A 21056-nucleotide genomic window follows, 5' to 3' on the forward strand; every position below is an offset into this window, starting at 1 on the left:
TCAGCCTGTCATCTGGATGCGTACCCGGCGGCGCCTGGAGGCATCACCGGACTCGGGGTCGACGAAGGTGGTCCAGCCGAGCTGGCAGCTGCCGGCTTCGCCCAGGCGCATCGGCCGCACGGCACTGGGCAGCAGCTCGAGCTCCAGGTCGTAGGCCAGCGGCTCACGCAGCACGAAGTCCACCAGGGTCCTGAGCGGCGCGTGCTCGCCCCCGTCGGGCAGGAAGTCGCGGAAGCGCTCGAGGCTCAGGCCCCTCAGGCAGAGCGCGAACTTGCCGCCGATGTCGGCGACCCGCTCGCCGGCGATCATGTCCTCGCCCAGCGTCATCGCCGACCTGCCGGAGTGGCTGCGCTGGTCCTCGGGAATGTCGACCCAGCGGTGGACCCACTCCTCGAGGTGGACGTCGTCGAGGTCGAAGCAGTGGCCGACGATGCCGCACACCACCTCCGGCGAGCGCGACCGCCCCGCCAGCAGGCCGGCGTAGGCGAGCATCTTGCTCCAGTTGATCGGCGTCTCGCCGCGCAGCTCGCTGTCGGCCAGCCCCACCAGGGCGAAGATGGCGGCGGAGAAGCCGTCGCTGGCGCCATCCTGGTAGCGCACATAGTGGCGATACTTGCGCCAGGCGCGATGGACCAGGGTCAGCAGGCGATGATTGAAGAAGTCGAGGAAGTCGCCCGCGGCACCCTCGTGGTGCGCGGCGTCGTGGGCCAGGCTCTCGAGGTAGTAGCCGGGCAGCGGCGACTGGGCCCCCTGCAGCCCGAGGAAGCTGACTTCCAGCTCGTAGCCACCGGCGGCCCCGGGCGCGAGGGCCACCACGTCGCTGCCGGGGAAGCCCAGCGACGCCGACGCCCTGTAACGCACCCGTTCCGGCACGCTACCGCCACCACCACCTTCGAGATCATCGTCGTGGTGGCGATGCAGCAGCTCGACGAGCTGGTAGAAATCGTAGCGTCGGGCCCCCTCGAGCAGGGCCGCCGGCGCTACATCAGCGGCTGCTGGCCCGACTGCAAGGTCCATGTGTAACGCTCACGGTTGTGTCGATTGATGACGTGCAGCTCGTGGAACGAGTTGATGCTGGCGTAGAGCGAGAAGAAGCGGGCCAGCACGCTGCCGAACAGGTAGAGGCTGCCCTCGTCGCCGAAGGCCTCCTGATCGAGGGTCATGACCGAGCGCAGGCCGCGCACCGGCAGGCCGCGCTTTAGCCGGTCGATGGACTGCGTCTCGATGGCGGTGATGCCCGCCAGGCGCATCTGGGAGACGCGCTCCGCCTGACGGTCGACCAGTGCCCGGAAGTCATAGGCGCGCAGCACCGAGCACAGCGCATCCCGTTCGAGCAGCGACAGGTAGTTGAGCGACAGGTTGGAGATCAGCGTCCACAGCAGGCTGCCGTCGAGGGTCGGCCGCAGCGCCGGTGTCGGCCGGGTGATGTTGCGAAAGTCGGCATGCACGGGGCTGCTCTCGGTCTCTACGCAGACATCGCCCACGGTCAGCCGCTCGGGCAGTTCGCGGTTGCTGCAGGTCAGCCGCAGCGAGATGGTCTCGCGCATGCCGAGGCACGCCCGCTCGTCGCCGCGCACGAAGGCGATGTCGTGATCGAAGCCGTCGCCGCGCAGGCTGTCGCGCACCCGCACCCGGTAGTAGAGCGCCTGGCGGTCGCGATCGCGTTCGATCTGGTGCTGGAAGCTCTCGAACGGCACATAGGTGCGCGGCGAGCCGCGCACCTTGCCGGACTCGCTCTCCAGCCAGCCGTTGACCGCATCGACGCTGAACACCTCGTAGTGCGACGGGACGCGACTGCTGGGGCGAATGCGGTACTCGCTGCGCTCGCCGCTCAGGTCGATGGGGTCGGCGTCGTGGGGGAACAGGTTGATGGCCGGCGTGCAGTAGAGCGCCAGGTGCTCGTCGCGCACCCGGGCATCGGCCGGCAGGGTGCGCGAGAAGACGAAGCGCAGCGTCAACCGTCGCGCCTGACGCGCGGGCAGGTGGCGTCCCAGCGAGGCCAGGTCGATGAAGTGGAAGGCCTCGGGGAAACAGAGGTACTCCTGCAGGATGCGGTAGCCCTGGTAGGCGTTGCGCGGATAGGGCAGCAGGGCGTGCTCGCGCTCGAAGCCCACCGGCCGCAGCAGGCCGCGGGGCAGCGTCACGCGCTCACCATCGATGTCCAGCTCGAGTCGCGACAGGTAATGGCTCATCCACAGGTAGAGGCTGCGGGCCGTGTAGCCGTTGCCGCCCAGGTGCAGGCGCAGGTCGTCGATGCCCAGCTCATCGAGTGGCTGGTCGCTGTGCACGTCGAGATTTAGCTCGACCACCGAGGCCTCGCGGGAGTGGCGCGCCTCGACGCCGGCGTGCTCGAGAGGGTAGAGCGCCACCTCGTGGCAGGTACGGAAGCGGCAGGTCGTGCCGTCCACCGGCCGGCACCCCAGCGAAGTGCCCTCCGCGACACGCTGGCAGGCGCTCAGGGCGTGCCATTTCGGCGTGAACTGCACCACCGTCATGCTCGGCACCGGGCGCAGGTAGTTGGGCCACAGCATGCCGATCAACGAGTGGGTCAGCTCGGGGAATTCGTCCTCGACCTTCTCGCGCATGCGGCCGGTCAGGAAGGCGAAGCCCTCCAGCAGGCGCTCGACATCCGGATCGGTGCTGCGCTCGGAAAGGAAGCGGATGAGGCCGGGGTTGGCCTCGGCAAACTCCCGTCCCTGCCGCTTCAGAAAGTCGAGCTCGTCCCGGTAGTAGCGATTGAGCATGCGCGCCTCATTCCCTGGGTGCTTAGGTGCTCAGTTCAGGCACTGGTAGCGTTTGTCGTTGAGCAACAGGTCGATGGTGGTCTGGGCGTTGTCTCGGCCAAGATCCAGGGTCGCGTGAACCTGGAAGCGCAGCTGCAGGGGGTCGCCGCCATGGGGCAACGACTCGATCTCCACCCGTCGTACGCGCGGTTCGAAACGCTCGATGCACTGGCGGATGGCACGCTGGATGTTGAGTTCCAGATCGAGCACGCCGATGGTGGCGTCATTGAAGTCCAGCAGCCCCAGCTCCGGCGCGCACTCGCTGTGCCCCGGATGGCTGTTGAGCAGGTCGACGAGATGACGCTTGATGGACGCGACGGTGTCGGCGAGGCTCACCTCGCCCCTTGGCTCGGCCGGCTGTCCGGCCAGGTGCTCGAACAACCGGTTGCCGAGCACGCCACCACGGTGAAGGGTCATGGCAGCGGCACTCCCTTACTCCTTGTCGAGGCGTCCCACCAGCGACAGCTCGAAATTGGCGCCCATGTACTTGAAGTGCGGGCGCACCGCCATGGAGACCTGATACCAGCCCGGGTCACCCTCGACGTCCGAGACCTGGATCGAGGCGGCCCGCAGCGGACGACGGCTGCGCACCTCGGCCGGGGGGTTCTCCTGGTCGGCGACGTACTGGCGGATCCAGGCGTTGAGCTCGCGCTCGAGATCCTGGCGCTCCTTCCAGGAGCCGATCTGCTCGCGCTGCAGCACCTTGATGTAGTGCGCCAGGCGATTGACGATGAACATGTAGGGCAGCTGGGTGCCGAGCTTGAAGTTGGTCTCGGCGGCCTTGCCCTCGGGAGTATTGGGGAAGACCTTGGGCTTCTGCACCGAGTTGGCGGAGAAGAAGGCGGCGTTGTCGCTGCCCTTGCGCATGGTCAGCGAGATGAAGCCCTCCTCGGCCATCTCGAACTCGCGGCGGTCGGTGACCAGCACCTCGGTGGGAATCTTGGCCTGCAGCTGGCCCAGCGCCTCGTAGGTGTGCACCGGCAGGTTCTCGACGGCGCCGCCGCTCTGCGGCCCGATGATGTTGGGGCACCAGCGGTACTTGGCGAAGCTGTCGGTGAGCCGCTCGGCGAGCAGGTAGGCGGTGTTGCCCCACAGGTAGTGCTCGTGGTTCTCGCTGACGGTCTCGCGGTAGTTGAAGCTCTTGACCGGGTTCTCGACCGGGTCGTAGGGCATGCGCAGCAGGAAGCGCGGCGCGGTGAGCCCCAGGTAGCGGGCATCCTCGGACTCGCGCAGGCTGCGCCAGCGGGCGTACTTCGGGCCCTCGAAGATGGCCTTGAAGTCCTTGATGTTGGGCAGCTCCTCGAAGCTGTCGATGCCGAAGAAGCTGGGCGCCACCGAGGAGAGGAAGGGGGCGTGGGCCATGGCTCCCACGGCCGAGGCGTACTGCAGCAGCTTGATGTCCGGGGTCGACGGCGAGAAGTCGTAGTGGCCGATGATGCCGGCCACCGGCTCACCGCCGAACTGGCCGTACTCCGCTGCATAGACGTGCTGGTAGAGCCCGCTCTGGCTGAGCTCGGGCGCGAACTCGAAGTCCTCGAGCAGCTCGCCCTTGGTGGCATGCAGCAGGTCGAGCTTGATGTTCTCGCGGAAGTCGGTGCGATCGACCAGCAGCTTGAGGCCACGCCAGGCCGACTCGAGCTGCTGGAAGCCCGGGTCGTGTAGGATCTCGTCCACCTGGCTGCCGATCTTGCGATCCAGCTCGACGATCATGCGGTCGACCACCGCCTTGTTGACCAGGGGCGCGTCACTGTCGCTTTGCAGCAGCTCGGCGATGAACGCCGCCACGCCCTGCCTGGCAATATCGTAACCTTCATCGGCCGGCGCCATGCGGGTCTGCGCCATCACCTGATCGAGAAGGGAGTCTTCGGCCCGGGCCTCGGCGGCCTGGCCCTGCGTTTGTGCCGTATCGCTCATGAAATTGCCTCGCGTCCTTATGCCTGGCTTGCGTCGCCTGCCGTCACCCGCTCGATGCGGTAGTCAGGCATCACCCTTGTCGTTCGTATCGAGCAACTCGAGCTCCGAGAGCAGCTGCTGACGCGCTTCCTCGCTCTCCAGCAGTTTCTGTAGCCGATCACGGAAGGCCGGCACATTGCCCAGCGGCCCCTTGAGGGCCACCAGGGCCTCGCGAAGCTCGACCAGCTTGCGCAATTCCGGCACCTGTCGCGCAACGCTGTCGGGGGCGAAGTCGTCCAGTGACTTGAAGGCGAGGTTCACTGCCATGTCGGAGGGCTCGTCGCCCTCGGCGAGGCAGTTGGGCACGGTGGCCTGCAGGCCTAGCCCCGCCTCGCGCATCACCGACTGGAAGTTGTTCTTGTCCACCGAGACCTTGTCGCGCTCCTCGATCGGGGTCTCTTCGGCCCCTCCCTTGAAGTCCCCCACCACCAGCAGCTTGAGCGGCAGTTCGGTTTCCGCCTGCTGATCGCCGGTAGCCGGCACATACTTGATGTTGATGCGCTCTTTCGGCGCAACGGTCCCTTCCTTTGCCATGGTGGAGCTCCCTGACGTACCCGCTTTTCATTCGAACGATGCCACGCGGAACGGGGCCCGATTGCCGGACAGCCACGAACGGTAGAGGCGCACCCACCGTGTTTCTGCCCGATACGTGCGAACTGGTGGATGCGCATCACGGCACGGCCGCTGACCGGCCCCTGCCCAGAGCATCGCCAAGATTGCTGTTAATGGAGCGTGAGGGTAGCCACGTCAGGAGTGGGTGCCAAACGGGGGGAGACGAGGGAAAACGGTGGGCCGCGATGTGACCTGCAGACACCGCGATCATCGGCATTGTCGGGAACGGTCTACAAAATTCTGCAAAATCTCACCTGTTGCCTTCAATTGTTCCGTTCTGGAACATGGGGCAACCCGCTTGATTACAGGCTTTATAGGAAATCCTTTACAAGGATATAGGAAATAACCGCCACTCAATCTCAGCCATGGCGACGCTCGATTCCACCCGGGGAGCCGTCGACGGTCTCTCGACGAGGAATGCTCCGTCGCGCTTGTGGGAGAAAAGGCAGGAGTCCCGCCATGGTCAATGGCGATAGGACGTCCGCTAGAATGCCGCGATAACCAGTCAGGACCTGACCGGTTGCGTCTCAGCCGGTGCCTACGATACTGAAACGGTAGGTTGCGGCAGATGGGGGCAAGCGCCTCAACCCTGGTTCGCCAGCCTGCCTCCGGCCATTGGTCGGACGATGCCGCTATCGCGTAGCACTCACAAAGGGGGGCAAGGCCATGAATGACCCGAAACCGTCGTCACCGAAGCCAGGCGATCAACCCGACGAGCTGGCACGGCGCTATGCCGAGGCCCTCGAGCGATTGTCGGCCGGGTCGTCCCGGGCCTGGCAGGGCTGGCTCGAGCGTCAGACGCGCGGGGATTTCTTCACCCTGCCCGACCCGGCGGTCGCGGCCAAGGCGCTGACCAGCCTGGGCCAGCAGTTCCTGCTCCATCCGCAACGCGCCCTGGAGGTCCAGCAGCAGCTGTGGCAGGGCTATACGACACTCTGGCAGAACACCGCGCGGCGCCTGTCTGGCGAGGCGCCATCACCGGCCGTCGCCCCCGACCCGCGGGACCGGCGCTTCAAGGGGAAGGGGTGGGAGGAGAACCTCTTCTTCGATGCGCTGCGCCAGGCCTACCAGCTGACCGCCGAGCAGTGGTTGAAGGGGGTGCATGAGGTCACCGAGGAACTGGACCACGACGAGCGGGTGAAGGTCGAGTTCTACGCCCGCCAGCTGATGGACGCCCTCGCCCCCAGCAACTTCGCCACCAGCAATCCGGAGGTGATCGAGGCCACGGTGCACACCGGCGGCGCCAACCTGCTGCAGGGCTTGGCCAACCTGATGGAGGACCTGGCACGGGGCGAGGGGTTGCTGCGCATCACGCAGAGCGATTCGGCCGGGCTGGAGCTGGGCAAGAACATCGCGGTGACCCCAGGCAAGGTCATCTACCAGAACGAGCTGATGCAGCTCATCCAGTACGCGCCGGCCACCGAGGCGGTCGACCGCCGGCCGCTGCTGATCGTCCCGCCCTGGATCAACAAGTTCTACATCCTCGACCTGACCCCGCAGCGCTCCTTCATCCGCTGGGCCGTCGAACAGGGGATGACGGTCTTCGTCATCTCCTGGGTCAATCCGGACGAACGCTATGCCGAGGTGGCCTTCGACGACTACCTCACCCGGGGCACCCTCAAGGCCATGGACGTGGTGGCGGAGGTCACCGGCGAGGAGACGCTCAACACCATCGGCTACTGCATCGGCGGTACCCTGCTGGCCTGCACCCTGGCGCATCAGGCCGCCCGGGGCGATGAGCGGGTGCGCAGTGCCACCTTCTTCACCTCCCTGCTCGACTTCAGCGAGGTGGGGCCGCTGGAGGTGTTCATCGACGAGGAGCAGATTCGCTACATGGAGCAGCACATGGAACAGCGCGGCTACCTGGAGGGCACGCACCTGGCCAACGCCTTCAACCTGCTGCAGTCCGCCGACCTGATCTGGGGCTTCGTGATCAACAACTACCTGCTCGGCCGCGCCCCCCAGGCCTTCGACCTGCTCTACTGGAATTCCGACTCCACGCGCATGCCGCGGCGCATGCAGAGCTTCTACCTGCGCAACATGTACCTGGAGAACCGCCTCGCCGAACCCGGGGGCATTTCCCTGGCGGGGGAAGCCATCGATCTGGGCAAGGTACGTACCCCGGCGTTCTTCGTGGCGACCGAGAAGGATCACATCGCCCCCTGGCAGTCCTGTTACCGCGGCGCGCACCTGCTGGGCAGTCGACCTCGCTTCCTGCTCGGCGGCTCCGGCCATATCGCCGGTGTCATCAACCCGGCCGGTTCCCCGAAGTACGGCTACTGGGCTTATGGCCACCTGCCCCGCGACCCCGAGCGCTGGCTGGCTTCGGCCACCCACCACCCGGGCTCCTGGTGGCCGGAATGGCGCAACTGGCTCCAGCGCCACGCGGGCGGCCAGGTGCCCGCCCGCGAACCCGGTGGCGGGCGCTTCCCGCCCCTCGAGGAGGCGCCGGGTTCCTATGTCCGGGTGCGGGTCGACGAGGCGATTACGCCCGGCGGGTGACGGTCACGCGGGACGAGCCTCGCCCGCCTGGCCATCCTGGTCATCTCGGGGCAGGCGGTCGCGAATCGACGCCTCGATGCCGCCGGCATCCAGCCCGCACTCGGCGAGCAGCTCGGCGGGCTTGCCGTGCTCGACGAAGGCGTCGGGCAGCCCCAGGTTGAGCACCTCCACCTGCACGCCCTCGGCGACCAGCAGCTCGTTGACCGCGCTGCCGGCACCGCCGGCCGTCACGTTCTCCTCCAGGGTCACCAGCAGGTCGTGGTCGTCGGCCGCGGCGAGCACCGCATCGCGGTCCAGCGGCTTGATGGAACGCATATTGAAGTGAGTCGCATCGAGGCGCTCGGCCACCTCGGCGGCGGCGCTGTTGAGGCTGCCGAAGGCCAGCAGGGCGACCCGGCTGCTGCCCTGGCGACGCGGCTCCGCCTTGCCGATCGCCAGGGGCTCCAGGTGGCCGGGAATCTCCACCCCGGGGCCGGTGCCCCGGGGGTAGCGCACCGCGGCGGGGCCGGGGTGGTGGTAGGCGGCACTGAGCATGGCGCGGCACTCGGCCTCGTCGGCCGGGGCCAGCACCACCATGCCCGGCACGCAGCGCAGGTAGGCGAGGTCGAAGCTGCCATGATGGGTGGGGCCGTCCTCGCCGACCAGACCGGCGCGGTCGATGGCGAAGGTGACGTCGAGCTCCTGTACCGCCACGTCATGGATCAGCTGGTCGTAACCACGCTGCAGGAAGGTGGAGTAGATCGCCACCACCGGCTTCATGCCCTCGCAGGCCAGGCCGGCGGCCAGGGTCACCGCATGCTGCTCGGCGATCGCCACGTCGAAGTAGCGCTCGGGGTACTCCTGGGAGAAGCGGATCAGATCGGACCCCTCGCGCATCGCCGGGGTGATGCCGATCAGCCGCTCGTCGGCGGCCGCCATGTCGCACAGCCAGTCGCCGAAGACTTTGCAATACTTGCGCGGCTTCGGGCGCAATAGATCGTTCTTGTTCTTGGGTGGTGGCGGGCTGGCCGGCCTGAGTGGCGGCGGAGCGTTGCCGCTCTTCTCCAGCTCGTTCTTTTCCAACTTCGTGATGGCGTGGTAGCCGATCGGGTCGGCCTCGGCGGGCAGGAAGCCCTTGCCCTTGCGGGTCTTCACATGGAGGAACTGCGGGCCCTCCAGGTCGCGCATGTTGCGCAGGGTCTGCACCAGCAGCGGCAGGTCGTGACCGTCGATGGGGCCGATGTAGTTGAAGCCCATCTCCTCGAAGAGCGTCGCCGGGCTGACCATGCCCTTCATGTGCTCTTCCGTGCGCCGCGCCAGCTCGAGCGCCCCGGGCAGGTGCGAGAGCACCTTCTTGCCGCCCTCGCGCATAGTGGTGTAGGGCTTGCTGGCCAGGATCCGCGCCAGGTAGCTGGCGATGCCGCCGACGTTCTCGGAGATCGACATCTCGTTGTCGTTGAGCACCACCAGCAGGTTGGCATCGACGTGGCCGGCATGGGCCAGGGCCTCGAAGGCCATGCCGGCGGTCAGGGCGCCGTCGCCGATCACCGCACAGACCCGGCGCTGCTCGCCCCGGGTGCGGGCGGCCAGGGCCATGCCCAGCGCCGCCGAGATCGAGGTGCTGGAGTGCCCCACGCCGAAGGTGTCGTACTCGGACTCGGCCCGCCTCGGGAAGGCCGCCAGGCCGCCGTACTGGCGAATCCGCTGCATGGCCTCCCGTCGCCCGGTGAGGATCTTGTGCGGGTAGGCCTGGTGACCCACGTCCCATACCAGGCGGTCATGGGGCGTCTCCAGCGCCTGGTGCAGCGCCACGGTGAGCTCCACCACGCCGAGGCCCGCACCGAAGTGGCCGCCACTCACCCCCACGCTGTAGAGCAGGTAAGCGCGCAGCTCGTCGGCCACCTGCAGCAGCTGTGTCATGGACATGGCGCGCAGGGCGGCCGGCGTTTCCAGGGTATCGAGCAGCGGCGTGGCCGGGCGCTCGACGGGAATGTCATCGAACAGCTTCATGGGGTCATCTGTCGTCGTCAGTGGTCACGCTCGATCATGTAGCGTGCGAGGCCAACCAGGGGGACACCCTCACTGCCCAGCGGCGCCAGGGCGGTGATGGCCTGCTCGACCAGCTCCCTGGCCCGCGAACGGGCACCCTCGAGCCCCAGCAGGGCCGGATAGGTCGGCTTGTCGTGGGCGGCATCGGCACCGGACGCCTTGCCCAGGGTCGCGGTGTCGCCGGTCACGTCGAGCACGTCGTCGTGGATCTGGAAGGCCAGGCCGATGGCCCGGGCGTAGGCCTCCAGGGCCGCGATGCGCGGGTCATCCTCGGCGACGGCGACCAGCCCGCCCAGGCGCACCGCGGCGCGAATCAGCGCGCCGGTCTTGTGGCCATGCATGGTGGCCAGGGCGTCGACGTCGGGGTGGCCACCGACCGCGGCGAGATCCAGCGCCTGGCCGCCGGCCATGCCATCGCGGCCGGCGGCCACGGCCAGGGTCAGCATCAGCGTCGACAACCGCGGGTGAGCGGCCCGGGCCAGCACCTCGAACGCCAGGGTCTGCAGGGCGTCGCCGGCCAGTATCGCCGTGGCCTCGTCGAAGGCCTTGTGCACCGTGGGCTGGCCGCGACGCAGCTCGTCGTCGTCCATGGCCGGCAGGTCATCGTGGACCAGCGAGTAGGCATGGATCAGTTCCAGGGCCATGGCCGGGGCATCGAGGGCGTCGTCGGCCGCGCCCAGGGCGCGGCCGGCGGAATAGACCAGCACCGGCCGCAGGCGCTTGCCGCCCACCAGCACGCCGTGCCGCATCGCCGCCTCGAGCCGGGGCGCCGGCGCCGAGCGTCCCGCAAAGAGCGCCTCGAGGCGCGTATCGACCCGGGCACGGTCGGCGGCCAGGCGGGCCAACAGGGTATCAGCGTTCACCGTCGTCCTCCGCAGGCGGGGCGGCGAAGGGCTCGAGCTCGATGCTCCCCTCGGGCCCCTCGATCAGGGTGCGCACCTTGAGCTCCGCCTCGTCCAGGCGGCGCTGGGCATCGCGGGTCAGGCGCACGCCCTGCTCGAAGGCGGCGAGCGACCCTTCCAGCGACAGCTCGCCGGACTCCAGCCGTTCCACCAGCTGCTCGAGCCGCTCGACGGTGGCGGCGAAGTCCATCCGGGCCTCCTCGCCTTCCGCCAGGTCGGGCGACCGCTCGTCACGCTCTGCCATGGGACCCCTTGCCAGTCACGAATCCAGTAAAGGCGACAGTATACACGCTCTCCCCCGGGGGTCGTCTGCCCCGGGGGCGGGCCGAACAACATGCAGGCCGCTCATCTGGGCAGCGTAGCATTTTCATCTTTGCTCATGCCCGCTGTGCTACCATAGGCGCCCTGTTTCGAGCCTGCCCTAGCCCGCGGCCGTTCCTGATCGGCTGGCCACCAGGCTCTCCAATGTCACGACACAGCATGCGGCTCGCACCGAAGAAAGGGGTTGATTCGACCATGGCCAAAACGTCCCTGGACAAGAGCAAGATCAAGATCCTGCTGCTCGAGGGCGTCCACCAGAGCGCGGTGGACAATTTCCTGAACGCCGGTTACACCAACATCGAGCATCTGCCGACCTCGCTCGACGAGGAGACGCTGATCGAGAAGATCCGCGACGTTCACTTCCTCGGCATCCGCTCGCGCACCCAGCTCACCGAGCGCGTCTTCGACGCCGCCGAGAAGCTGGTCGCCGTAGGCTGCTTCTGCATCGGCACCAACCAGGTCGACCTGACCGCCGCGCTCGTCCGCGGTATCCCGGTGTTCAACGCCCCCTACTCCAACACCCGCTCGGTGGCCGAGCTGGTGCTGGCCGAGGCGATCATGCTGCTGCGCGGCATTCCCGAGAAGAGTGCCCACGCCCATCGTGGCGGCTGGCTGAAGTCGGCCAGGAACTCCCACGAGGCGCGCGGCAAGACCCTGGGGATCATCGGCTATGGCAGCATCGGCTCGCAGCTCTCGGTGCTCGCCGAGTCGCTGGGCTTCGACGTCATCTACTATGACGTGGTGGCCAAGCTGGCCATGGGCAACGCCCGCCAGGTGGCCAGCCTCGAGGAACTGCTGGCCCGCGCCGACGTGGTCAGCCTGCACGTGCCCGAGCTGCCCTCCACCAAGTGGATGATCGGCCAGGAGCAGATCGCCCTGATGAAGCAGGGCGGCATCCTGATCAACGCCTCCCGCGGCAGCGTGGTGGTGATCGAGGCGCTGGCCGAGGCGCTCTCCGCCGGCAAGCTCAATGGCGCCGCCATCGATGTCTTCCCGGTCGAGCCCAAGGGCAACAACGAGGAGTTCGTCAGCCCGCTGCGCGGCCTGGACAACGTCATCCTCACCCCGCACGTCGGCGGTTCCACCCTGGAGGCCCAGGAGAACATCGGCATCGAGGTCTCCGAGAAGCTGATCACCTACTCCGACAACGGCACCACCGTCACCTCGGTCAACTTCCCGGAGGTCGCCCTGCCGGCCCACCCGGACAAGCACCGCCTGCTGCACATCCACGACAACGTGCCGGGCGTGCTCTCCGAGATCAACCGGGTGCTCTCCGAGAACGACATCAACATCTCCGGCCAGTACCTGCAGACCAACGAGAAGGTCGGCTACGTGGTCATCGACGTGGACAAGGCCTACGGCCGCCAGGCGCTCGACGCCCTGCGCCATGTCGAGCACACCCTGCGGGTGCGCGTGCTCTACTCCGAGACCAACTACGAGGAGTGACCCCCTCGCCCGGGCCGTGACAGCAAGCCGCCGCGTCGCATCGACGCGGCGGCTTTTCGCCACAGGACTTCCGACATGCCGACCGGACCGGCCTATCTGATCGCCTTCCTCGTCGGCCCGCTGGAGCAGACCCTGGGGGCCCTGGCCTTCAGCCTGCCCTGCTTCCTCGTCCTGTGGCTGACCAGTGGCGAATCGCTGACCATCCCGCTCAGCCCCCGCGGGCTCTGGTCGGTGCTCTACCTGGCGCTGTTCGGTTCGCTGCTGGGCTTTCTCTGCTACTTCCTGATCCTCTCGCGGCTGCCCGCCGCCACCGTGGCGCTGGTCACCCTGATCACCCCGGTGCTGGCCCTGACACTGGGCATGACCCTGAACCGGGAGCAGCCCTCCGCCTCGATGCTCATCGGCGCCGCCCTGATCCTGGTGGCCCTCGGGGCCTACCTGTTCGGCGACCGATTGGCCCGGCTCAAGGCCGAGGCGGCCGCCCTGCGCACCCCGGAATAGGCGGGCGACCGGGACCATCATGACGGCCAAGGATACCGGCGAAGGCATCGACGCCTTCCTCGGGCAGCGCCCCCTCGGTGGCGACATCGCTCGGAGCGACGCCACCGGTAGTCCGCCCGCCATCATGGAGGCGCCTCTCCCCCACCGAATGGAAGTCATTTCCGCAACCGAGACAGCCTCGCCCCGACGGGGTATGCTGTGGCTTTTGTCGCGGCACGAGAGGGAGATCATCAGGTGAGCGAAGGCAAGCGCAGAACGGCGGGGCGGCCCGCCGGGTCGGGCAAGAGCACCAGCGGTCACAGCCAGTCACTGGTACGGGGGCTCAACATGCTCGAGCGCCTGGCGGCCAGCCCCGGCGGCCTGGCGCTCTCGGAGATCGCCGAGCAGGCCGACCTGGCGCCTTCTACCACCCATCGGCTGCTCCAGGCGCTGCAGAGCCAGGGCTTCGTGACCCAGGACAACGAGCTCGGGCTCTGGAAGATCGACGTCAAGACCTTCCGCATCGGCAACAGCTTCCTCGAGGCCCGCGACTTCGTCGGCGCCAGCCGCCCCTTCCTGCGCCGCCTCACCGTCCAGACCGGCGAGACCGCCAACCTCGGCATCCGCGACGGGAGCACCGCGGTGTTCCTCGCCCAGAGCGAGTCGCCGCAGATGATGCGCATGATCACCCGGCTCGGCTCCCGGGCACCGCTGCACGCCTCCGGCGTGGGCAAGGCCCTGATGGCCTGGCTGCCCGACGACGAGTTCGAGCGTGTCCTCACCGAACGCGGCCTGACCCGAGTCACCGAGAACACCCTGTACACCCCCGAGTCGCTGCGCGAGGAACTCGCCCGGATCCGCCGCGAGGGGTATGCCTGCGATCGCGAGGAGCATGCCATCGGCCTGCACTGCGTGGCGGCCTGCCTGCACGACGAGCACGGCATTCCGCTGGCGGCCATCTCGGTCTCGGGGCCGGTGGCACGCATTCCCGAGACGCGGCTGGGGGAGCTGGGGGAGCTGGTGCGCGAGACCGCCGCCGAGATCTCCGCACGCCTGGGCGGCCGGGTGCCGGAGGTCTGAACAGGTCGGCTGAGCAGCCTTGCCGACCCGACCTCGTGAAACGCAGTGCGCCCGGCCGAAGGGCCGGGCGCAGAGAGGAGGTAATCGGTACGGGGTGCAGCGCTAGCCGATACGCTCGAGCTGGCGCTCCAGCTTGCGCATGGCGTGAAGCAGGTCGCGATATTCGCCTGCGGTAAGGGTCGCCACCAGCTCGGCCTCCCAGGCCTGGGCCTCGGGAATCAGCTCGGCGAGCAGTGCCTGCCCCGCCTCGGTGAGGCGCAGGTCATGCAGCCGCTGGTCCCGGCTCGAGGGGCTGCGGCTGATCAGGCCACGATCCACCAGCGCCTGTACCGCCCGCGAGACCCGCGCCTTGTCCATGCGCGTCGCCTCGCAGATCTGCTTGGCATTGAGCAGGTCGCGGTGGCTGAGCCAGGCCAGCACCCGCCACTGGGCCACGTTGAGCGCGTAGCGCTCCTCGTACATTCTCGCCAGTTCGTCGCTGATGCGATCGGCCAGGCTGTTGAGCCGATAGGGCAGGAACTGGTCGAGGTCCAGCTCGGGCTTGGTGGACAGCCCTGCCCGGTTGGCGCCCTGCCGCTCGTCTTCCGGAGCCAGCGGCACTTGCTTGCGGTCCATCAAGCGATCTCCCTGTCGATCACGATACGCCGGCCCTGTCGCCCGGCGAAGTCAGTAGAGTAGTTGCGGCAGGAACAGCACGATACCCGGGAACACCAGCACCAGCAACGCGCGCGCCGTGCCCGCCATCCAGAACGGCGTCACCCCGCGGAAGATCGTCCCCGTCGACACGTCCGGCAGCACCGCCCGCAGCACGAAGACGTTCATCCCCACCGGTGGCGTGATCAGGCTGATCTCGATCACGATCACCACCAGGATGCCGAACCACACCAGGTCGTAGCCCAGCCCCGCCACCACCGGGAAGAACACCGGCACCGTCAGCAGCAGCATCGACATGCTCTCGAACACGCAGCCCAGCAACACGTAGATCGCCAGGATCACCAGGATCACCACGAACGGCGCCACGTCGAGCCCGTTGACCAGCGCCAGCAGGTCAGTGGGCAGCCCGGCGCGGTTGATGAAGTTGGCGAAGATCAGCGCGGTGAGCACCACCGCGAACAGCATCGCGGTGGTGCGCACCGTGTCCATCAGCACATTCATCACCACCCGCGGGCTCAGTGCCCGCTTGGCCAGGGCGATCAGGAAGGCCCCCATGGCGCCGATGCCGGCCGCCTCGGTGGGCGTGAACACCCCTAGGTAGATGCCGCCGATCACCAGCACGAACAGCGCCAGGGTGCTGCCCACGTTCTTGAGCGCGGCGATCCGCTCGGCCCAGGGCACCGTCTCGCCGGCCGGGCCGGCGTCCGGGTCGCGCCACAGCACCCACTTCACCGCCACCAGGTAGAACAGGATGCCGACCATCCCGGGAATGAAGCCCGCGGCGAACAGCTCGCGGATGCTGGTCTCGGTGAGGATGCCGTAGATCACCAGCATCACGCTGGGCGGGATCAGGATGCCCAGGGTGCCGCCGGCGGCGATCGACGCCGCGGCCAGCGAGTCCTTGTAGCCGTACTTGCGCATCTGCGGCATCGCCACCCGTCCCATGGTCGCCGCCGTGGCCAGGCTCGAACCGCAGATCGCGCTGAAGCCGCCGCAGGCGACGATGGTGGCCATCGCCTGGCCGCCCTTGCGGTGACCGAGAAAGCCGTTGGAGGCACGGAACAGCGCATCCGACAGCCCGGCATGGGAGACGAAGTTGCCCATCAGGATGAACAGCGGGATCACCGACAGGCCGTAGTCCATGCCGGTGTCCACCACCCGCCGCGCGGCCATCGCCTCGGCGGCGCTCCAGTTGCCGGTCAGGTAGTAGAAGCCGACGAAACCGACGATGCCCATGGCGAACGCCAGCGGGACGCGCAGGAAGGCCAGCAGCAGCAGGGCGGCGAAGCCGTAGAGTGACTCGATCATTTATCGCCTCCCGGGCTCAGTGGCCCACCGCGTGCGACCGCGCCCACGCCCTCGAGCAGATAGCCCAGCGCGCGGCCCAGGGTGAGCAGCGCGGAGACCGCCAGCATGATCGCCATCAGGTAGATCAGGTAGCCGGTCGGGATGCGCAGGAACTCGGTGACGTCGCCCCACTCGAAGGCCCGCACGCCCAGCGCCCAGACGCGCCCGGCCATCACCCACAGCGCCGCGGTGACGATCAGGTTGACGATCACCTGACGCAGCCAGATCCAGCGCGCCGGAAAGATCGCGTCGAGCAGGTCGACGCTGACATGCTCCTCGCGCCAGCACACCACCGGCAGCGACAGGAAGATCACCGCCGCCAGCATCAGCTGGGTCAGCTCGACGGCACCGAGGATCGGTGAATTGAAGAAGTAGCGGCCGGTCACGTCGGCGGTGGTCAGCAGCATCATGGCGAAGAGGGTGGCGCCCGCCACCCCTTCCAGCCCCAGCTGCATGGCCCGACCGACGCGCGGCCAGGGGGTCGACATGCTAGTCATGGTCAGCTCCTGACGGGGGTTATTCCTGCGCCACGCGTGACTCGATGCTGTCGCCTTCGGCCGCCACGGCCAGCTGCTCGCGGAAGAAGCTCAGCGCCTCCCGGGCATCCAGGTCGCCACGGCTGACCTTGTCGGCCCACTGGTCGATCAACTCGTCGTTGACGTCCCGGAGCATGGCGATATCCGCCTCGGAGGCCTGGGTGAAGGTATTGCCTAGTTCCTCGGCAAAGGCGACGCCGCGCTCGTCGGAGACATCCATCATGTAGCCGAACAGCCGTGAGAGGGACTCCCCCGAGACCGCCTCGATGGCCTCGCGATCCTCGGCGGAGACCTGGTCCCAGACCATCGGATTCATGATGATGGCGAAACTGCCGCGGTAGAAGCCGCCGTCGACCTGCAGGGTATTGGGCAGCACCTCGGCCACGCGGAAGCTGCGCAGCCCTTCGAGGGTCAGCATGGCGCCGTCGATCACCCCCTGGGAAGCCGCCTCGTAGACACCGGTGGGCGGCAGCGCCACGCCGGTCACCTGCATGGCGTTGGCCAGCTCGGTCATCACTCCACCACCCACGCGCAGGCGCTTGCCGATCAGGTCGTCGAGGCTCTCGACCTGCTCACCGGTGAAGATCTGGCCGGGGCCATGCACGCCCACGGCCATGACCTCCAACCCCCTGTGCTCGTTGGCCTGGGCCAGGTGCTCCTGGTGGGTGCGCCAGTAGGCGGCGGAAGCGGCTTCGGAGGAGAAGTCCTCGAAGGTGGGAAACTCCGGCAGCTGCGTCAGTGCGAAGCGCCCGGCCATGTGGCCGTGGAAGATCCAGCTGGCATCAGCGACGCCGTCGGCGACCAGTGCCATCTGGGCCGCGGGCGGCCCCAGGTCCTCGGTGACCTGGAGCGTCACGCGCCCCTCGGTGGCCTCCTCGATCCAGCTCTTCCAGGTCGGCCAGACAATGGTATTGATGCCGTGGTTGGGCCCGCCCCAACTGCTGACGTTGATGGTGGTCTGGGCCAGGACCTGCGAGCTCAGGGTCGCCGCGGCCAGGGTGCCCAACATCAGTCCGATGGTCTTGTTCATTGTGTCCTCCGTCGTCACGGGATGGCGGCCAGGGTGCCGCCCGTTCTTGTAGTGAGGTGGTGAGATCGTGGTGACCTCGCAGTGATGGTGAATGCCACCAGAGGGCCCTGCTTGGCCGGGGCCGCGGAGCCAGTGTCTGTTGCGCACACCTTGCCTGCCAATTAGTCTCCTGTGCAACCATAAAGGCACCAAGACGGCTTAAACTTAAGTCTAATGGTGAGATGAAAGCCAGCGACCACAGCGGGTTACTACACACAACAGCCCTTAACACCCGTGAAAGTCCCGAGGACGGCTGGACAACCAGTTTCACAAGCAACTATTATCTTGCCACTGGCCGAGCCAATGGCAGAGACAACGCCGACCGGGCCCAGCCCGACGACACCGGAGGAACCATGAGCAAGAAATTCGCCTCGCACGCCGATACCGAAGAGAAGCAGATCAGCTTCGACAAGCTGGCCGAAGGCCTTTACGCCTACACCGCCGAGGGCGACCCCAACACCGGCATCGTCATCGGCGACGACAGCGTGATGGTCATCGACACTCAGGCCACCCCGATCATGGCCCAGGACGTCATCCGCCGGATCCGCGAGGTCACCGACCTGCCGATCAAGCACGTGGTGATGACCCACTACCATGCCGTGCGCGTGCTGGGGGCCTCCGCCTACTACGCCGAGAACATCTACGCCAGCCAGAACACCTATGACCTGATCAAGGAGCGCGGCCAGCAGGACTACGAGTCCGAGGTCGGCCGCTTCCCGCGATTGTTCAAGGGCGTCGACTCCGTGCCCGGCCTGACCTGGCCGAACATCGTCTTCCAGCAGGAACTGACCGTGTTCATGGGCAAGCGCGAGGTGCGCATCATCCACCTGGGCCGCGGCCACACCAAGGGCGACACCATCGTCTGGCTGCCCGAGGAGAAGGTGATGTACTCCGGCGACCTGGTCGAATACGGCGCCACCCCCTACACCGGCGACGCCTACCACGAGGACTGGCCCGCCACCCTGGACCGCCTGCAGGCGATGGCCCCGCAGAAACTGGTGCCGGGCCGCGGCGACGCCCTGCAGAGCCCCGCGCAGTGCCAGGAAGCCATCCAGGGCACTCGCGACTTCCTCGCCGACATGTACGAGAGCGTCAAGGCCGGCAAGGCCGCCGGCAAGTCGCTGTCCGAGTGCTACGCCGAGACCTACGCCAAGCTCAAGCCCAAGTACGGCCACTGGGTAATCTTCGATCACTGCCTGCCCTTCGATATCACCCGCTGCTATGACGAGGCGGGTGGCGAGTACCCCGACCCGCGCATCTGGACCGCCGAGCGAGATAACGACATGTGGCACTCGCTGCAGGACGTCGTCGAGAACCAGTAACCGCTGTCCGGACCCGGTCCGGATCGAGACAAGCTCGCCGGGGGCTCCTGCCCCGGCGATGCCGTGGGAGCCACTCATGCCGAAGACCTACAAGAATCCCGTCTACCCCTATCGACGCCCGCCCGAACTGGACCTCAGCGAGATACGCCACTGCCCGGTGGTGATCGTCGGGGCGGGCCCCTCGGGGCTGACCGCCGCCATCGACCTGGCCCAGCAGGGCATCGACAGCATCGTGCTGGACGACAACAACACCGTCAGCGTGGGCTCACGGGCGATCTGCTTCGCCAAGCGCACCCTGGAGATCATGGACCGCCTGGGGGCCGCCCAGCCAATGCTCGACAAGGGGGTCACCTGGCAGCATGGCCGCGTCTTCTTCCAGGATCGCGAGGTCTATGACTTCAACCTGCTGCCCGAGGAAGGCCACCGCGTGCCGGCCTTCATCAACCTGCAGCAGTACTACCTGGAAGAGTACCTGGTCGATCGCGCCCAGGAGCTCGCCGACCGCATCGACCTGCGCTGGCTGAACCGGGTCACCGCAGTGGACAGCCGACCAGACCATAGCGTGGTGACGATCGCCACCCAGGACGGTGACTACCGGCTCAGCTGCGACTACCTGCTGGTAGCCGACGGCGCCAACAGCAAGATCCGTGACCAGCTGGGCCTGGAGTGCAAGGGCCAGATCTTCCAGGACCGCTTCCTGATCGCCGACGTGATCATGAAGGCCGACTTCCCCACCGAACGCTGGTTCTGGTTCGACCCGCCCTTCCACCCCGGCCAGTCGGTGCTGCTGCACAAGCAGCCGGATAACGTCTGGCGCATCGACTTCCAGCTCGGCTGGGACGCCGACCCGGAAGAGGAGAAGAAGGAGGAGAACATCCGCCCCCGCGTGCAGGCGATGCTCGGTGAGGAGGTAGAGTTCGAGCTGGAGTGGGCCAGCGTCTATACCTTCCGCTGCCGCAAGATGGATGACTTCATCCATCAGCGCGTGTTCTTCATGGGCGACGCCGCTCATCAGGTCTCGCCCTTCGGCGCCCGCGGTGCCAACGGTGGCGCCCAAGGCATCGACAACCTGGCCTGGAAGCTGGCCAGGGTGATCAAGGGCCAGGCTCCCGCGGCGCTGCTTGAGACCTACAACACCGAACGCCAGCACGGTGCGGCGGAGAACATCCTCAACTCGACCCGGGCCACCGATTTCATCACGCCCAAGAGCCGCGTCAGCCGGCTGTTCCGCGACACCACCCTGGAGCTGGCGGAGCAGTATCCCTTTGCACGCAGCCTGGTCAACAGCGGCAGGCTGTCGATGCCCTGCCGCTACGACGACTCGCCGCTCAATGGCCCCGATGCCGAGGGGATGCCGCTCGATCTGCGCCCTGGCAGCCCGGCCAAGGACGCCCCGATACGCCTCGAGGGCAGCGACGCCTGGCTGCTTAACCAGATCGGCAACCGCTTCGTATTGCTCCTCGACGGCCGGGTCGATACCCCCGAGGCCGAGAAGCTGAGCGCCGACCTCGAGGGGCTGCTGGATCGCCAGCCCGACCTGGACCTGCTGGTGATGGGGCCCGCCTCCCATGCCCTGGCGAGCCTGCCACGCACCACCCTGATCGAGGATGCCGAGGGCCTGGTGGCCGAGCGCTACGGACTGCCCCCCGGCGCGAGCTACCTGTTCCGCCCCGACCAGCACGTGACCGCCCGCTGGACCGAGGTGTCGGCCGAGGCGGTCGGCGCTGCACTGGACCGCGCCCTGGGCACCCACCTTGCCCCTCTTTTCCAAATTCAGGGAGACCGCCATGCCACGGCTTGAACTGAACCCGAACTTCACCGACCCGGACGCCTTCTACGCCGCGCTGACCGAAGCGCACCGGGAACGCAGCGAGGAAGAGAGCGAACGCATCAACGCCCGGCTGATCCTGCTGCTGGCCAACCACGTCGGCGACCAGCAGGCGCTCGAGGAGGCGCTGGCCATCGCCGGCCAGGCCGCCGACTCGGCATCGGCCCAACAAGAACAGCGCTGAGAGAGGATA

General features: G+C 67.5%; 19 protein-coding genes. 7 read left to right on the top strand and 12 right to left on the bottom strand.

Going from position 1 to position 21056, the window contains the following annotated elements; genetic code table 11:
* The 5 genes from tssG to tssB all read right to left on the bottom strand — a co-directional run bounded on the left by tssG (position 1) and on the right by tssB (position 5270).
* On the bottom strand, positions 1-1017 hold the full coding sequence (gene tssG, locus MKP05_RS08185) for a type VI secretion system baseplate subunit TssG (protein WP_240567860.1): 1017 nt from the start codon (positions 1015-1017) through the stop codon (positions 1-3).
* Positions 981-2744: a type VI secretion system baseplate subunit TssF gene (gene tssF / locus MKP05_RS08190; RefSeq protein WP_240567861.1), complete on the bottom strand. Its 1764-nt coding sequence runs from the start codon at positions 2742-2744 to the stop codon at positions 981-983. The genes tssG and tssF overlap by 37 nt, the downstream gene beginning before the upstream one ends.
* A gap of 30 nt (positions 2745-2774) precedes the next feature.
* Positions 2775-3200: a type VI secretion system baseplate subunit TssE gene (gene tssE / locus MKP05_RS08195; protein WP_240567862.1), complete on the bottom strand. Its 426-nt coding sequence runs from the start codon at positions 3198-3200 to the stop codon at positions 2775-2777.
* Between the two features lie 15 nt (positions 3201-3215).
* Positions 3216-4697 carry a type VI secretion system contractile sheath large subunit gene (gene tssC / locus MKP05_RS08200; RefSeq protein WP_240567863.1) on the bottom strand — a complete coding sequence of 494 codons (1482 nt, stop codon included), beginning with the start codon at positions 4695-4697 and terminating at the stop codon, positions 3216-3218.
* Between the two features lie 63 nt (positions 4698-4760).
* Complete coding sequence (gene tssB / locus MKP05_RS08205; RefSeq protein WP_240567864.1) at positions 4761-5270, bottom strand: type VI secretion system contractile sheath small subunit; 510 nt, start codon at positions 5268-5270, stop codon at positions 4761-4763.
* 744 nt (positions 5271-6014) lie between these two features.
* Here tssB and MKP05_RS08210 point away from each other — a divergent pair.
* The gene (locus MKP05_RS08210) at positions 6015-7850 is read left to right on the top strand and encodes a PHA/PHB synthase family protein (RefSeq protein ID WP_240567865.1); all 1836 of its coding nucleotides are present in this window, start codon (positions 6015-6017) and stop codon (positions 7848-7850) included.
* 3 nt (positions 7851-7853) lie between these two features.
* On the opposite strand, the gene dxs is transcribed toward MKP05_RS08210, so the two are convergent.
* Genes dxs through MKP05_RS08225 form a run of 3 tightly spaced genes read right to left on the bottom strand, consistent with a single transcriptional unit; the run spans position 7854 to position 11024 of the window.
* The gene (gene dxs, locus MKP05_RS08215) at positions 7854-9839 is read right to left on the bottom strand and encodes a 1-deoxy-D-xylulose-5-phosphate synthase (protein WP_240567866.1); all 1986 of its coding nucleotides are present in this window, start codon (positions 9837-9839) and stop codon (positions 7854-7856) included.
* A gap of 17 nt (positions 9840-9856) precedes the next feature.
* The gene (locus MKP05_RS08220) at positions 9857-10741 is read right to left on the bottom strand and encodes a farnesyl diphosphate synthase (RefSeq protein ID WP_240567867.1); all 885 of its coding nucleotides are present in this window, start codon (positions 10739-10741) and stop codon (positions 9857-9859) included.
* Entirely contained in the window at positions 10731-11024 is a 294-nt protein-coding gene (locus MKP05_RS08225; RefSeq protein WP_110284493.1) for an exodeoxyribonuclease VII small subunit, read from the bottom strand. The genes MKP05_RS08220 and MKP05_RS08225 overlap by 11 nt, the downstream gene beginning before the upstream one ends.
* A gap of 272 nt (positions 11025-11296) precedes the next feature.
* Here MKP05_RS08225 and serA point away from each other — a divergent pair, with 272 nt between their 5' ends.
* The 3 genes from serA (at position 11297) to MKP05_RS08240 (ending at position 14107) form a co-directional block, all read left to right on the top strand.
* The gene (gene serA / locus MKP05_RS08230) at positions 11297-12547 is read left to right on the top strand and encodes a phosphoglycerate dehydrogenase (RefSeq protein WP_240567868.1); all 1251 of its coding nucleotides are present in this window, start codon (positions 11297-11299) and stop codon (positions 12545-12547) included.
* A 75-nt stretch (positions 12548-12622) separates the two neighbouring features.
* Positions 12623-13048: an EamA family transporter gene (locus MKP05_RS08235; RefSeq protein ID WP_240567869.1), complete on the top strand. Its 426-nt coding sequence runs from the start codon at positions 12623-12625 to the stop codon at positions 13046-13048.
* A 234-nt stretch (positions 13049-13282) separates the two neighbouring features.
* Entirely contained in the window at positions 13283-14107 is an 825-nt protein-coding gene (locus MKP05_RS08240) for an IclR family transcriptional regulator (protein ID WP_240567870.1), read from the top strand.
* Positions 14108-14209: 102 nt separating this feature from the next.
* Here the strand turns inward: MKP05_RS08240 and MKP05_RS08245 are convergent, their stop codons facing one another.
* From MKP05_RS08245 to MKP05_RS08260, 4 genes are read right to left on the bottom strand one after another with little or no spacing between them, the layout of a single operon-like run.
* The gene (locus tag MKP05_RS08245; RefSeq protein WP_240567871.1) at positions 14210-14722 is read right to left on the bottom strand and encodes a MarR family winged helix-turn-helix transcriptional regulator; all 513 of its coding nucleotides are present in this window, start codon (positions 14720-14722) and stop codon (positions 14210-14212) included.
* 51 nt (positions 14723-14773) lie between these two features.
* Positions 14774-16069: a TRAP transporter large permease gene (locus tag MKP05_RS08250; protein WP_110284487.1), complete on the bottom strand. Its 1296-nt coding sequence runs from the start codon at positions 16067-16069 to the stop codon at positions 14774-14776.
* The gene (locus MKP05_RS08255; RefSeq protein ID WP_110284486.1) at positions 16066-16605 is read right to left on the bottom strand and encodes a TRAP transporter small permease; all 540 of its coding nucleotides are present in this window, start codon (positions 16603-16605) and stop codon (positions 16066-16068) included. Before MKP05_RS08255 ends, MKP05_RS08250 begins: the two co-directional genes overlap by 4 nt.
* 19 nt (positions 16606-16624) lie before the next feature.
* Positions 16625-17674, bottom strand: coding sequence for a TRAP transporter substrate-binding protein (locus tag MKP05_RS08260; protein ID WP_240567872.1), 1050 nt, complete (start codon positions 17672-17674; stop codon positions 16625-16627).
* Positions 17675-18066: 392 nt separating this feature from the next.
* Between MKP05_RS08260 and MKP05_RS08265 the strand changes: the two genes are divergently transcribed.
* The 3 genes from MKP05_RS08265 to MKP05_RS08275 all read left to right on the top strand — a co-directional run bounded on the left by MKP05_RS08265 (position 18067) and on the right by MKP05_RS08275 (position 21047).
* A complete protein-coding gene (locus MKP05_RS08265; protein ID WP_240567873.1) occupies positions 18067-19035 on the top strand; it encodes an MBL fold metallo-hydrolase in 969 nt (322 codons plus the stop codon).
* Between the two features lie 76 nt (positions 19036-19111).
* On the top strand, positions 19112-20836 hold the full coding sequence (locus tag MKP05_RS08270; RefSeq protein WP_240567874.1) for an FAD-dependent oxidoreductase: 1725 nt from the start codon (positions 19112-19114) through the stop codon (positions 20834-20836).
* Positions 20823-21047, top strand: coding sequence for a DUF2783 domain-containing protein (locus MKP05_RS08275; RefSeq protein WP_240567875.1), 225 nt, complete (start codon positions 20823-20825; stop codon positions 21045-21047). The genes MKP05_RS08270 and MKP05_RS08275 overlap by 14 nt, the downstream gene beginning before the upstream one ends.
* Positions 21048-21056 lie beyond the last annotated feature (9 nt).

The sequence above is a fragment of the Halomonas flagellata genome (assembly GCF_022487945.1).
GTDB classification, from domain to species: domain Bacteria; phylum Pseudomonadota; class Gammaproteobacteria; order Pseudomonadales; family Halomonadaceae; genus Halomonas; species Halomonas flagellata.

Bases quoted from the DNA above. Each gene is read 5' to 3' on its own strand.
- tssG (WP_240567860.1), bottom strand. From the start codon at position 1,017: ATGGACCTTGCAGTCGGGCCAGCAGCCGCTGATGTAGCGCCGGCGGCC.
- tssF (WP_240567861.1), bottom strand. From the start codon at position 2,744: ATGCTCAATCGCTACTACCGGGACGAGCTCGACTTTCTGAAGCGGCAG.
- tssE (WP_240567862.1), bottom strand. From the start codon at position 3,200: ATGACCCTTCACCGTGGTGGCGTGCTCGGCAACCGGTTGTTCGAGCAC.
- tssC (WP_240567863.1), bottom strand. From the start codon at position 4,697: ATGAGCGATACGGCACAAACGCAGGGCCAGGCCGCCGAGGCCCGGGCC.
- tssB (WP_240567864.1), bottom strand. From the start codon at position 5,270: ATGGCAAAGGAAGGGACCGTTGCGCCGAAAGAGCGCATCAACATCAAG.
- MKP05_RS08210 (WP_240567865.1), top strand. From the start codon at position 6,015: ATGAATGACCCGAAACCGTCGTCACCGAAGCCAGGCGATCAACCCGAC.
- dxs (WP_240567866.1), bottom strand. From the start codon at position 9,839: ATGAAGCTGTTCGATGACATTCCCGTCGAGCGCCCGGCCACGCCGCTG.
- MKP05_RS08225 (WP_110284493.1), bottom strand. From the start codon at position 11,024: ATGGCAGAGCGTGACGAGCGGTCGCCCGACCTGGCGGAAGGCGAGGAG.
- serA (WP_240567868.1), top strand. From the start codon at position 11,297: ATGGCCAAAACGTCCCTGGACAAGAGCAAGATCAAGATCCTGCTGCTC.
- MKP05_RS08235 (WP_240567869.1), top strand. From the start codon at position 12,623: ATGCCGACCGGACCGGCCTATCTGATCGCCTTCCTCGTCGGCCCGCTG.
- MKP05_RS08245 (WP_240567871.1), bottom strand. From the start codon at position 14,722: ATGGACCGCAAGCAAGTGCCGCTGGCTCCGGAAGACGAGCGGCAGGGC.
- MKP05_RS08250 (WP_110284487.1), bottom strand. From the start codon at position 16,069: ATGATCGAGTCACTCTACGGCTTCGCCGCCCTGCTGCTGCTGGCCTTC.
- MKP05_RS08255 (WP_110284486.1), bottom strand. From the start codon at position 16,605: ATGACTAGCATGTCGACCCCCTGGCCGCGCGTCGGTCGGGCCATGCAG.
- MKP05_RS08260 (WP_240567872.1), bottom strand. From the start codon at position 17,674: ATGAACAAGACCATCGGACTGATGTTGGGCACCCTGGCCGCGGCGACC.
- MKP05_RS08265 (WP_240567873.1), top strand. From the start codon at position 18,067: ATGAGCAAGAAATTCGCCTCGCACGCCGATACCGAAGAGAAGCAGATC.
- MKP05_RS08270 (WP_240567874.1), top strand. From the start codon at position 19,112: ATGCCGAAGACCTACAAGAATCCCGTCTACCCCTATCGACGCCCGCCC.
- MKP05_RS08275 (WP_240567875.1), top strand. From the start codon at position 20,823: ATGCCACGGCTTGAACTGAACCCGAACTTCACCGACCCGGACGCCTTC.